This window comes from Cocleimonas sp. KMM 6892 (assembly GCF_035798195.1).
Lineage (GTDB): Bacteria > Pseudomonadota > Gammaproteobacteria > Thiotrichales > Thiotrichaceae > Cocleimonas > Cocleimonas flava.
Genome location: NZ_JAPFBV010000001.1, coordinates 872,206 through 884,569 on the forward strand (window position 1 = coordinate 872,206; position 12,364 = coordinate 884,569).

General features: G+C 40.5%; 12 protein-coding genes. 10 read left to right on the top strand and 2 right to left on the bottom strand.

The window, feature by feature from the left end; genetic code table 11:
- Positions 1–47: 47 nt before the first annotated feature.
- Positions 48–314, bottom strand: a complete 267-nt coding sequence (locus OO007_RS03990; RefSeq protein ID WP_131904717.1) for a YcgL domain-containing protein — start codon at positions 312–314, stop codon at positions 48–50.
- Positions 311–946: a hypothetical protein gene (locus tag OO007_RS03995; protein ID WP_325807835.1), complete on the bottom strand. Its 636-nt coding sequence runs from the start codon at positions 944–946 to the stop codon at positions 311–313. The genes OO007_RS03990 and OO007_RS03995 overlap by 4 nt, the downstream gene beginning before the upstream one ends.
- A gap of 439 nt (positions 947–1,385) precedes the next feature.
- Here OO007_RS03995 and OO007_RS04000 point away from each other — a divergent pair, with 439 nt between their 5' ends.
- From OO007_RS04000 to OO007_RS04045, 10 genes are all read left to right on the top strand, one after another.
- The gene (locus OO007_RS04000; RefSeq protein ID WP_131904719.1) at positions 1,386–2,153 is read left to right on the top strand and encodes a DeoR/GlpR family DNA-binding transcription regulator; all 768 of its coding nucleotides are present in this window, start codon (positions 1,386–1,388) and stop codon (positions 2,151–2,153) included.
- A gap of 140 nt (positions 2,154–2,293) precedes the next feature.
- Positions 2,294–3,790, top strand: coding sequence for a glycerol-3-phosphate dehydrogenase (gene glpD, locus OO007_RS04005; RefSeq protein WP_325807836.1), 1,497 nt, complete (start codon positions 2,294–2,296; stop codon positions 3,788–3,790).
- Positions 3,791–3,830: 40 nt separating this feature from the next.
- Positions 3,831–4,910, top strand: a complete 1,080-nt coding sequence (locus OO007_RS04010; protein ID WP_325807837.1) for an ABC transporter ATP-binding protein — start codon at positions 3,831–3,833, stop codon at positions 4,908–4,910.
- Positions 4,910–5,998 carry an ABC transporter ATP-binding protein gene (locus OO007_RS04015; protein ID WP_325807838.1) on the top strand — a complete coding sequence of 363 codons (1,089 nt, stop codon included), beginning with the start codon at positions 4,910–4,912 and terminating at the stop codon, positions 5,996–5,998. Before OO007_RS04010 ends, OO007_RS04015 begins: the two co-directional genes overlap by 1 nt.
- 3 nt (positions 5,999–6,001) lie before the next feature.
- On the top strand, positions 6,002–6,883 hold the full coding sequence (locus OO007_RS04020) for a carbohydrate ABC transporter permease (RefSeq protein ID WP_131904723.1): 882 nt from the start codon (positions 6,002–6,004) through the stop codon (positions 6,881–6,883).
- 2 nt (positions 6,884–6,885) lie between these two features.
- Positions 6,886–7,758, top strand: a complete 873-nt coding sequence (locus OO007_RS04025) for a carbohydrate ABC transporter permease (protein WP_279388021.1) — start codon at positions 6,886–6,888, stop codon at positions 7,756–7,758.
- 23 nt (positions 7,759–7,781) lie between these two features.
- Positions 7,782–8,063 carry a DUF2160 domain-containing protein gene (locus OO007_RS04030; RefSeq protein WP_131904724.1) on the top strand — a complete coding sequence of 94 codons (282 nt, stop codon included), beginning with the start codon at positions 7,782–7,784 and terminating at the stop codon, positions 8,061–8,063.
- Between the two features lie 71 nt (positions 8,064–8,134).
- Positions 8,135–9,856 carry an ABC transporter substrate-binding protein gene (locus OO007_RS04035; protein ID WP_325807839.1) on the top strand — a complete coding sequence of 574 codons (1,722 nt, stop codon included), beginning with the start codon at positions 8,135–8,137 and terminating at the stop codon, positions 9,854–9,856.
- Positions 9,857–9,985: 129 nt separating this feature from the next.
- Positions 9,986–11,500: a glycerol kinase GlpK gene (gene glpK / locus OO007_RS04040; RefSeq protein WP_325807840.1), complete on the top strand. Its 1,515-nt coding sequence runs from the start codon at positions 9,986–9,988 to the stop codon at positions 11,498–11,500.
- An 11-nt stretch (positions 11,501–11,511) separates the two neighbouring features.
- Positions 11,512–12,273: an SDR family NAD(P)-dependent oxidoreductase gene (locus OO007_RS04045; protein ID WP_325807841.1), complete on the top strand. Its 762-nt coding sequence runs from the start codon at positions 11,512–11,514 to the stop codon at positions 12,271–12,273.
- The last annotated feature ends 91 nt before the right edge of the window (positions 12,274–12,364 follow it).

Consider the following 12,364-nt stretch of genomic DNA (forward strand, 5'->3'; position numbering starts at 1 on the left):
CGCATCGAAAGATAGCGGCTTTTTTGTGGAACAAAATTATGTCAGGATCAGTTTAGAGATTCATTGTTTCCAAAAAGCTCACTTTTGGCAGGGGGCATCTGTAAAAAATAGCCATTTTCTTTTAGTATTCTTAATACTTCTTCTGATTCTGCTTTTACTAATTTACGATCTTTGCTTAGGTCAAACTCAAAAGAGAATACGAGTTCACCTAATAATTTCATTAAAGACTCAGGCACATCATCGAAATTGTCTTTTTCAACGAGGTAGAGGTACATACCTTGTTTTTTATTACTGCGGTATACATAACAATTCATCGGTTTGCTTTCTTCACCATAAGCAATACTTGTTTAATTGTGGCAATCGGAATTTCATTTTCATACTCTCCTTCAACCACCACACTACTCGCACTTACTGCTTTAATTCGACCTTCAATCTCTTCATTTTGTTGATTGGTTATTTTGACTATACGGCCTTGTAATGTACTTATCTGATTAACGGGTACTGGGTCAAAGTGCATCGAATATAAGGCTTTGCTAGGTAGGCCAAGCATCTTGGATTCATCAATAGGGTTGTATTGTGTTCTTGGAGAAGTGAGGTTGTTCGAGGCATTACCGTTGTTTGTAACTATGCGCTGGGTATTATCTGCACTGCGTATTACAGTTTCTGCAGAAATATTGTTTCTTTGAGCAAGGTAATTATTAACAGTTTTATTGGCCCCCAGGATCCATGATCCACCCGCAAGAACTAATCCTACTAGACCCATCAGGAATTTTCCTCTTCCTTTATCCCAAAGTGAAGGCAGTGTAACTACGTTGAGCACAGGTAATGCTGCGATTACTCCCGTCACAAAATGGTGTTTAAAGCCGGTAACTATATAAGTGAGATAACTCACTAAAAATAGTAAAACGCCAATGCCTAAAATAATGGTAAGTACTAGTTCGATCAAAAGATGTTCCCCTTTTGGGCATTATTGTACATGTTCGAGATTAATGTTGCATATCGAATACCCTTAAAAAACGCTTATAAGTGGGGGGGTGCCTTTAAATTTTAATAAGGTCCTGAAAAACAAAGCATTTCGGTTTTCATTAAATATTTTTTGCATAATTTTCTTAAAAGAAAATTATGTTTTGGAAATGTTAAAGGGTTATTTAATATTTTGTTTGGCAGTTTTTATGATTGTGATACCCATAAAATATCTTCGTTTTACTTTCTCTTTTTAGCTTTAAAGATTAAATGTTTTTCAAAACTTTAATGTGTTTAGTCATTATGTATTGTAAATCAGTATCTTAAGACTGTTTTGACAAAGAGTGAAAATTTGCGTAATTTGTACAATCACAAAATATCGAAAAGTAGAGTAAAAATAATATAAAGGAACATGTGGATTTATGTTTATTAGTAAAAGGCAAAATAAAATTCTCGATATGCTAAAAAAACTGGATCAGGTTTCTGTTGAAGATCTGGTCGCTGAATTTAATGTGACTCCGCAAACTATTCGAAACGACCTTAACGAACTCGACAAAGCAAAAAAACTGGTGAGGGTTCATGGTGGAGCGAGACTGCTTAATAGTCGCGGCAATGTCGAGTATGAAGCAAGAAGACAGATCGCAGCATCACAGAAAGTACTGATTGGCAAAGCAGCGGCTGAAATGATTCCTGATAATGCCTCCCTCTTCATCAATATAGGAACCACTACTGAAGCATTCAGCGATGCGCTTGTTGATCATAAAGGCTTAATGGTCATAACCAATAATATCAATGTTGCCAGTAGGTTAAGGCTGTATTTGGAAAATGAAGTGATAATTACTGGCGGTGTAGTAAGATCATCAGATGGCGGAATTGTGGGTGAAGCTGCGGTTGATTTTATTGAGAACTTTAAAGTGGATTACGCCATTATTGGCTCTTCAGCAATAGACTCTGATGGTTCACTATTAGACTTTGATTTTCGAGAAGTAAAAGTAGCTCAAGCCATTATCAAAAATGCACGTCACGTTATATTGGTTGCAGATTCAACTAAACTTAAACGTAGCGCACCAGTGAGAATTGGTCACATCTCTCAAATAGATACATTCATTACAGATATCATTGACGATAATGAGTTTAGGGAGATTTGTGAAGAGTCCGAAGTAAAGGTAATCGAAGTAGAGGCGACCTAACGAGATTAGATAGCTTTCACAGTACTCAATAAGTCTTTTCTTGTAGCTTTCGTTTGACATTCGTTTTCTTTTCAAATATCTTTCCTATTCGTTGTTTCTGAAGCAATTTCAGAAAAAGTAAAAATACATAGGAGAATGTATTGTCTGACATAGATGATATTTTCGTCATTGGTGGCGGAATAAATGGATGTGGTATAGCTCGCGATGCAGTTGGCCGTGGTTATTCTGTGCGTCTAGCTGAAATGAACGATCTGGCAAGTGGTACATCTTCCTGGTCATCAAAACTCATTCATGGTGGTTTGCGTTATCTGGAGTATTACGAATTCAGATTGGTGCGAGAATCCTTAGGTGAACGTGAAGTGCTTTTGAAAATGGCACCACATATCATTTGGCCGATGCGTTTCGTTTTACCCCATCACAGTGATATGCGTCCAGCCTGGTTATTGCGACTAGGTTTATTTCTTTATGATCACATCGGTAAGCGCAAGTTATTGCCCGGCACTTCTCAAGTTAATTTAAAAACGTCTGTTATAGGAAAACCGTTAAAAAAAATATTTTCAAAAGGATTTGAGTACTCAGATTGTTGGGTCAATGATGCTCGTCTAGTCGTTTTGAATGCAAAAGACGCCCAAGATCGTGGCGCAAAAATAGAAACTCGCTCTAAAGTTGTCTATGCTTGTAGAGAGAAAGACTATTGGAACATTACGACAGAAGATGTTCGCACCGGGGATAGGAAACAGCATAAAGCTCGTTTGATAGTGAATGCTGCAGGACCCTGGGTAGATAAAGTGCTCGATGAAACGATGAGCAGCAACAACGCTAAAAATGTTCGACTGGTACAAGGAAGTCATATCGTTGTCCCAAAACTTCATAATCATGACAGAGCATATATATTTCAAAATAGCGACAATCGCATTATTTTTGCATTGCCTTACGAGAATGATTACACCCTGATAGGAACCACGGATCATGATTTCAAAGGTGATCCGATAAACGCCAAAATCACTGATTCTGAAGTTTCGTATTTATGTTCAGCAGCCAGTGAGTATTTCGAAAAACCGATCAAAATTGAAGATATCGTTTGGTCATATTCAGGTGTTCGCCCTCTTTATGACGATGGTGCAACAGAGGCACAAGAGGCGACACGAGATTATGTGTTACGTGTTGATGGCAAGGGTGATGAACCAAAAGTAGTCAATGTTTTTGGTGGAAAAATTACAACCTACCGCAGATTGGCAGAATCAATGCTCGAGAAAATTGAGGATTTGATCGGAAGTCGAAAAGAATCATGGACTGCTGATTCTTCACTACCCGGCGGTGATTTCGCAGTTTCTGACTATGATTTATTAGTAACAAAGCTAAAGGCTGAATTTCCTTTTATAGAAGAATCTTTGGCTCAAAGGTTGATTCGTTCTTATGGCACCAAAGCCTGGGTACTGATGGATGGTGCAGTAAAGCTTGAAGATATGGGACGAGACTTTGGTGGTTCGCTCACAGAACGAGAAGTCATGTATTTGATACAACACGAGTGGGCAGAAACCGCAGAAGATATTGTTTGGCGAAGATCCAAACTTGGTATTCGTCTAAGCGATCAGGAAGTAAAAGAATTAGATAGTTGGCTACAACAACACCAATAAAACAAGCTAATTAATAAGAAATAAAGTAGAGGAGCTGGAATTGTTAGAATTGCGTAATGTGAGTAAAAAGGTAGGAAATACCTTTCACATAAATGATGTGTCTTTGAAATTAGAGAAAGGCTCTTTGAATGTCCTTTTGGGCCCGACGTTGTCTGGCAAAACGTCATTGATGAGATTAATGGCGGGCCTCGATAAACCTACATCAGGCGATATTTTCATGGATGGCGTTAGCGTGGTTAAAACGCCTGTGCAAAAACGTAATATTGCAATGGTGTACCAACAGTTTATTAACTATCCAGCGTTTAGTGTATATGAAAATATAGCCTCACCTTTGCGTGTTGCAGGTATTGATAAAGTAACCATAGATAAAAAAGTTCGTGAAGCAGCAGAATTGATGAAACTGACCCCTTATCTTGATCGTGGTGTTCTGTATTTATCAGGTGGGCAGCAACAACGAACAGCACTGGCGAGAGCCTTGGTCAAAGATGCAGAGCTTGTTTTGCTTGATGAGCCTTTAGCTAATCTAGACTATAAACTTCGTGAAGAACTGCGAATAGAACTGCCTCGAATATTTGCTGAAACTGGCGCTATTTTTGTATACGCGACTACAGAGCCACAAGAAGCTTTATTATTGGGTGGCGATACTGCGACGTTACATGAAGGCCATATTACACAGTTTGGTCAGACTATTGATGTGCACAATAAACCATCAGATTTAGTCACAGCTCAAACCTTTTCTGATCCACCCATGAATGTGATTCCGATGCAAAAGCAGGGCGCACAATTCGTCTTTTCTCAAGGTAAGATTGACTGCCCTGAAGATCTATCTGGATTATCAGACGGTTCTTATAGTATTGGTATTCGCCCTCATCACTTATTGCTTAGTGAGCCTAAACAAACATCAGTGAAAGTTGTGGCACCCGTTTCTACTTCAGAAATTGCGGGGTCAGAGACGTTTGTACATGTGGCTTTTGATGACATTAAACTGGTGATACTCACACACGGTGTACACCGAGTAGATATCGGTGACCAAGTTCCGGTTTATATGGATCCAGCGAAATTTTTTATATTTGATGGAGAGAATAAACTTGTATCTGCTCCAAAGACGGGAGCAGCATAATGGCTCAAATTACACTTGATAAACTGGCGCACTCTTACTTGCCGAACCCAGAAACTGATCATGATTTTGCATTAAAAGAGCTTGATTATGCATGGGATGATGGTGGTGCTTATGCTCTTTTAGGACCTTCGGGGTGTGGTAAAACAACGCTCCTCAATATTATTTCAGGGCTTCTGGTTCCATCCAAAGGACAGATACTTTTTGATGGAAAAGATGTGACAAATCTACAGCCTGAGCAACGCAATATTGCACAAGTTTTTCAGTTTCCAGTGATCTATGACACGATGACTGTACGTCAAAATCTAGAGTTCCCATTAAAGAATCGTAATGTGCCAAATGATGAAATATCAAAGCGTGTTGCTGAGATGATAGACATTCTGGATTTAAGTGATAAAGCAGATAGAAAAGCACGTGGACTTACTGCTGACGAAAAACAAAAGATTTCACTGGGTCGAGGTCTAGTTCGTTACGACGTGAACGCTATTTTATTTGATGAGCCTTTGACTGTAATCGATCCACACATGAAATGGCAGCTTCGAACAAAGTTGAAAGATTTACATCGTCAGTTAGGTCATACCATGATTTACGTCACACACGATCAGACCGAAGCGTTGACCTTCGCTGATAAAGTTGTGGTTATGTATGAAGGTGATGTTGTTCAAATAGGAACCCCGGAAGAACTCTTTGATGAACCGAAGCATACCTTTGTTGGTTATTTTATTGGTTCACCAGGGATGAATATTTTACCTGTTGAGGTCAGTGGTAATCAGGCTAAATTAGGCAGTCATACTGTTACTCTAAAAGGTGCTTACCCAGATTTAACAGGGAAAATTGAGCTTGGCATTCGCCCTGAATTTTTATCCCTGACAAATTCAGAATCGGGAATTCCTGCACAAATTAATGGTGTTGAAGACATAGGCCGTTTCAAGATTGTACGAGCAAGCATTGAAGGCGTTGAATTAAATGTTGTACTAAATGAAGGGGAAAATATTCCTGCTGAGCCTAAATTAATATTCGAATCATCACGAATAAATATTTACCAAGATGATCATTTGGTTCGTTCTCTAGAAAATGGAAAAGGTATTTAGATCATGGATAAGACATATAACAACAAGGCCTGGTTACTAGTAATACCGGTATTCTTGCTGGTTGCCTTATCGGCAATTATTCCAATAATGACGGTGGTTAATTATTCTGTGCAAGATACCTTCGGCGGCAATAAGTTTTTCTGGGTAGGTACAGAATGGTTTACCGATGTCCTTAGATCAGAGCGTTTTCACGATGCTTTAGGCCGAAACCTCTTATTCTCATTTATTATTTTATGTATAGAGATTCCGTTAGGTATTTTGATTGCATTATCGATGCCTAAAAAAGGTATTTGGGTGCCTGTTTGTTTAGTTTTGATGGCCCTTCCATTACTTATCCCATGGAATGTAGTGGGAACAATCTGGCAAATTTTTGGACGAGCAGACATCGGTTTGCTTGGTCATACGATGGCAACATTAGGCATCGACTATAACTATTCAAGTAATGTTATCGATGCATGGGTAACCATTATTGTTATGGATGTATGGCATTGGACAAGTTTGGTTGTATTACTTTGCTATGCTGGTCTGGTTTCAATTCCAGAAGCTTATTATCAAGCGGCAAGAATTGATGGTGCTTCTAAGTGGTCTGTATTTCGTTACATTCAATTACCCAAAATGCAGGGCGTATTAATCATTGCATTTTTACTTCGATTTATGGATTCGTTCATGATCTATACCGAGCCTTTCGTTCTTACGGGCGGTGGTCCGGGTAACTCTACAACCTTTATGTCGATAGACCTTGTAAAACAAGCTATTGGTCAGTTTGATCTTGGGCCCGCTGCGGCAATGTCGCTTGTTTATCAATTAATCGTGTTGCTGGTTTGTTATGTCTTTTTCACTGTAATGAGCAATGTAGGAACCGACAAACCAGAGGTGGAGGAATAACCATGGAATCGACTACCAAAGAAACAACACTTTTGGTTGAAGGTGCGCTACGTCAGACCAATCAAATGAAAAAACCAAGAAATTTTAGGTGGTTTACTCCTTCGCTTTATATTTTCTTTTTGATGTTGCCGATTTATTGGCTGGTCAATATGAGTTTTAAAACGAATCAGGAAATTCTCTCAAAATTTACTTTGATTCCGGAAAATCCGACATTGAGTAATTATGTGGTAATTTTCAGCGATCCTTCCTGGTATAACGGCTACATAAATTCGATTATTTATGTGGTGATGAATACTGTAATTTCTATATCAGTCGCATTGCCTGCTGCCTATGCATTTTCCAGATATCGTTTTCTAGGCGATAAGCACATGTTCTTCTGGCTGTTATCGAATCGAATGGCTCCGGCAGCAGTTTTTGTACTTCCATTTTTTCAGCTTTATTCCTCTTTTGGTTTGATTGACACTCATATCGCTGTGGCTCTAGCTCATTGTCTTTTCAACGTTCCACTAGCTGTTTGGATTCTAGAAGGGTTCATGTCTGGTATACCAAAAGAAATTGATGAAACAGCTTATATTGATGGTTATTCATTTCCAAAATTCTTTATAAAAGTATTCACCCCATTAATTGCTTCTGGCATAGGCGTGGCTGCATTCTTCTGTTTCATGTTTTCATGGGTTGAGCTATTAATTGCAAGAACACTAACCACGGTCGATGCAAAACCAATCGCTGCCATTATGACAAGAACGGTTGGTGCTTCAGGGGTTGATTGGGGTGTTTTAGCGGCGGCAGGAGTACTAACCATTATTCCTGGTGCATTGGTTATTTACTTCGTTCGAAATTACATCGCCAAGGGCTTTGCCCTAGGCCGCGTTTAAACAATTAAAAGGAGTATCAAATAATGGATCTCTCTTGGATGGCATGGACCGGCCCGACAGCACTTTTCTGGTTAGGAATTGTGAGTTGCCTGGTCATCATGATGGTATGGGAATATTTTTCACCGGGTGGAAATCCACGGGTAGGAATATTACGATTTGAAACAACAAGAGGTGATCGTCTGTTCATATCGCTTCTTGGTAGTGCTTTTATCCACCTCGCTTGGCTAGGCTTTATCGGTCCTGGTTTGTGGTGGGCTCTCGGAATTTCATTTGTTTATGCCATTGGCGTATTTAAAACAGTATGAAGTCAAAATGGGAACGTACTCTATAAGTATGTCCCTTCAATCTACATAAAATCTTAAAGGAGGATTTTATTATGCGAAAACATTTACTAATATCTACGGCAGTAGCTGGTTTGATGTTAGGGATGAGTTCTGCACAAGCCGATATGGCTGCTGCAGATAAGTTTCTAACAGACGAAATCGCTGGCGTCTCAGTCTTGAATGCTGATGATCAGAAAGCAGAAATGAAATGGTTTATTGATGCTGCAAAACCGTTCAAAGACTTGGAAATCAAAGTTGTATCAGAAACTATTGCAACACATGAATATGAGTCGAAAGTTTTAGCACCTGCATTTACAGCAATTACAGGAATAAAAATCACTCATGATTTAATCGGTGAAGGGGATGTAGTTGAGAAGCTTCAAACTCAAATGCAATCAGGCGAGAATATTTACGATGCTTATGTAAATGACTCTGATTTGATTGGTACACACTGGCGTTATAAACAAGTACGTAACCTAACTGACTGGATGTCAGGTGATGGTAAGAGCGTTACTAGCCCAACACTTGATATTGCAGATTTCATCGGTACTTCTTTCACAACCGCCCCAGATGGAAAACTTTATCAACTTCCTACACAACAGTTCGCAAACCTTTACTGGTTCAGAGCTGACTGGTTTGACGATGAAAAGAACAAAGGCGATTTCAAAGCTAAATATGGCTACGATCTAGGTGTTCCAGTGAACTGGTCAGCGTATGAAGATATTGCTGAGTTTTTTACAGGACGTGACCTATCGCGTTTAGGCGTTGAAGGTAAAGTGTATGGCAATATGGACTACGGAAAGAAAGATCCATCACTTGGCTGGCGCTATACTGATGCCTGGATGTCAATGGCGGGTATGGGCGATGTAGGAGAGCCAAACGGACTTCCAGTTGATGAGTGGGGTATTCGTGTAAACGATAAGTCACAACCAACAGGTTCTTGTGTTGCACGTGGTGGCGCGACTAATTCACCTGCTGCTGTTTACGCAGTAACAAAAGCGATTGAATGGTTAAAGAAATATTCTCCGCCTGAAGCTGCTGGTATGACATTTGGTGAAGCTGGTCCAGTTCCTGCTCAAGGAAATGTTGCTCAACAAATGTTCTGGTATACAGCGTTTACTGCAGCGACTGTAAAACCTGATCTTCCTGTGATGAATGAAGATGGTACACCGAAATGGCGTATGGCACCTTCACCTCATGGAGCCTACTGGAAAGAAGGTACTAAGATTGGTTATCAGGATGCTGGTTCATGGACACTAATGGAATCTACTCCGGTTGATCGCGCTAAAGCTGCTTGGTTATATGCTCAGTTCGTGACATCTAAGACAGTTGACCTAAAGAAATCTGATGTTGGTTTAACGTTTATTCGTAACTCAACCATCAACTCAGATCACTTTACAAAACGTGCGGATAAATTAGGTGGTTTGGTTGAATTTTACCGCTCACCAGCGCGTGTACAATGGTCTCCGACTGGGACTAACGTTCCTGATTATCCTAAGCTAGCTCAGCTTTGGTGGCAGAATATCGGTGATGCAATGTCTGGATCTAAAACAGCGCAGGGTGCATTAGACGGCTTATGTGCTGCTCAGGAAAAAGTATTGTCTCGTCTAGAACGTGCAGGTGTTCAGGGTGAACTTGGTCCTAAGTTAAATGAGGAAAAAGGTGCTGAATACTGGCTTGCTCAACCTGGTGCTCCAAAGCCTAAATTAGCTAATGAGAAACCTCAAGGCGTTACCGTCTCTTATGCTGAACTTGTTAAGAGTTGGACACAATAGATGCTTTGCATATCTAGAAAGTTAGATTTGCACTCCTCCAGCATCGCTTTATAAAGGATGCAATTTGGACTTGGGGAAACCCAAGTCCTTTTTTATTATCTAGAATAATTATCTGGAAAAGGAGCTGTTATGACTTCTTATATTTTGGCTATCGACCAAGGTACAACATCCTCAAGAGCCATACTTTTTGATGAACAGTTTGATATTGTTTCGTCATCACAACAAGAATTTGCTCAACACTTTCCATCTTCTGGAATGGTAGAACATGACGCCGAGGAAATTTGGCATAGTGTTGTCGCCACTTGTAGAAAAGCAATTGCTGATGCGGGAATTAACGCTTCACAAATTGCAGGTATCGGAATCACTAACCAACGTGAAACCACCGTTATCTGGGATAAGTCTACGGGTAAACCCATACATCATGCGATTGTATGGCAAGACAGGCGAACCTCTAATTACTGTAATGAACTAAAAGCCAGTGGTCACGAAGAAACGGTTCGAGATAAAACAGGACTTCTTCTTGATCCTTATTTTTCTGCGACAAAAATTAACTGGTTGCTCGATCACGTAGATGGGGCAAGAAAAAAGGCAGAATACGGCAAACTACTTTTCGGCACCATAGACACCTATTTATTATGGCGCCTTACTGATGGTGCCTCACATAAAACAGATGCGACAAATGCTTCCCGTACCATGCTTTTTAATACGGCAACAAATGAATGGGATGATGCATTACTTAAAATATTTAATGTTCCGCGCCAGATACTTCCGACTGTGGAAGATTGCGCTGCGGAATTTGGCAACACCGTAACCGATTTATTTGGTGCATCTATTCCAGTATTAGGGATAGCAGGTGATCAACACGCTGCAGTTTTGGGTCAAGCTTGTTTCAGCCCGGGAATGATTAAATCGACCTATGGAACGGGTTGTTTCGTCATGTTAAATACCGGTGAACAACGTGCAGAATCCAAGAATCGATTGCTTTCAACCATCGCTTATAGAATTAACGGTAAAACAACCTATGCATTAGAAGGTTCGATCTTCATCGCGGGTGCTGCTGTCCAGTGGCTGCGTGATGGTCTGAAAATTATCGATGATGCGAGTCAAACGGGCGGGCTAGCCGCCGAGGCCGACAGAAGCCAGGATGTGATTATGGTTCCTGCTTTTGCGGGTTTGGGCGCGCCCTATTGGGAGCCTGATGTAAGAGGTGCAATATTCGGATTAACACGCAACACAGGGCCAAGAGAATTATCACGCGCTGCCTTAGAAGCGGTATGTTACCAAACACGTGATTTGGTTGATGCCATGAAAAAGGATTGGCAAGGGCAAAAGGAAGAAAGTGTACTCAGAGTTGATGGCGGTATGGTAGCAAGTGATTGGACGATGCAATACCTCGCAGATACCTTGGCGACGCCCATTGATAGGCCATCCATTTTAGAAACAACGGCGTTAGGCGCAGCATGGCTGGCAGGAATGAAGAGTGGAGTTTGGCCGGACATGGAAGGTTTTTCCAAATCGTGGAAACTTCAAAACCGTTTTGAGCCACGACTAGATGAAGCAAAACGTGAGCACAGATATAACAGCTGGCTAGCAGCTGTAGAGAGTACCATCTCTCAATCCAAAGCCAGTTCAAAAGAGATTTAAAGGACAGTTTGATGAATAATAATGGGTTTAGCAGTGATCTTTTAGTGGGAAAAACTGTTGTAATAACAGGTGCAGGGCGTGGTATAGGCTTGGCGATTGCTACGACAATGAAAGAATGTGGTGCAAAACTCATCGCTCATAGTGGACGTTCAGGGACGGCAAAATCGCTTGTTGATATTGCTGATTCTGTATTTGAAGCGGATATGACCGATGAAAATTCAGTGCGAGCTTTTATTGAGTTTGTAAAAGCCGAGACATCAACCATCGATGTATTAATCAATAATGCAGGAACCATGTTAGGTCGTTTTCCAGCAGACGAACTGACCAGCGAGCAATATCAGAATCTTGTTAATTTGAATCAAACTTCAGTGGTGCAAATTACCAGAGCGTTAATACCTTCATTGCGTCAATCCTCTGGTGCTTCAATCATAAATACGGTATCAATTTCTGCAACAACAGGCGGAAGTCCTGGTTCTTCTATTTACAGTGCAACCAAAGCATTTGTCAGTACTTACACAAAAGCACTGGCTCGCGAACTCGCTCCCGATAACATTAGAGCAAATGCGGTTTCTCCGGGAACGATTACTACGGACTTTCATAAACGTTATTCCAGTGAGGAAAAGTTAGAAGCGACTAGATTATCGATACCACTTCAGCGTCTGGGTTTACCCGAAGATTGTGCGCCTGCTTATGTGTTCTTATCTTCTGAAAAGTTATCAGGTTATATCACTGGGCAAGTGCTGGAAATTAACGGTGGTCAGTTGATTGCCTGATTCATGAGGCCTTATTTATTGAGGGCAATGGATTTATCGTTTCACTGATTGCCTCTTATCAGGGGGAAATAGAGGGCAGGGTTATATTTAG

Bases quoted from the DNA above. Each gene is read 5' to 3' on its own strand.
- OO007_RS03990 (WP_131904717.1), bottom strand. From the start codon at position 314: ATGAATTGTTATGTATACCGCAGTAATAAAAAACAAGGTATGTACCTC.
- OO007_RS04000 (WP_131904719.1), top strand. From the start codon at position 1,386: ATGTTTATTAGTAAAAGGCAAAATAAAATTCTCGATATGCTAAAAAAA.
- OO007_RS04015 (WP_325807838.1), top strand. From the start codon at position 4,910: ATGGCTCAAATTACACTTGATAAACTGGCGCACTCTTACTTGCCGAAC.
- OO007_RS04020 (WP_131904723.1), top strand. From the start codon at position 6,002: ATGGATAAGACATATAACAACAAGGCCTGGTTACTAGTAATACCGGTA.
- OO007_RS04025 (WP_279388021.1), top strand. From the start codon at position 6,886: ATGGAATCGACTACCAAAGAAACAACACTTTTGGTTGAAGGTGCGCTA.
- OO007_RS04030 (WP_131904724.1), top strand. From the start codon at position 7,782: ATGGATCTCTCTTGGATGGCATGGACCGGCCCGACAGCACTTTTCTGG.
- OO007_RS04035 (WP_325807839.1), top strand. From the start codon at position 8,135: ATGCGAAAACATTTACTAATATCTACGGCAGTAGCTGGTTTGATGTTA.
- glpK (WP_325807840.1), top strand. From the start codon at position 9,986: ATGACTTCTTATATTTTGGCTATCGACCAAGGTACAACATCCTCAAGA.
- OO007_RS04045 (WP_325807841.1), top strand. From the start codon at position 11,512: ATGAATAATAATGGGTTTAGCAGTGATCTTTTAGTGGGAAAAACTGTT.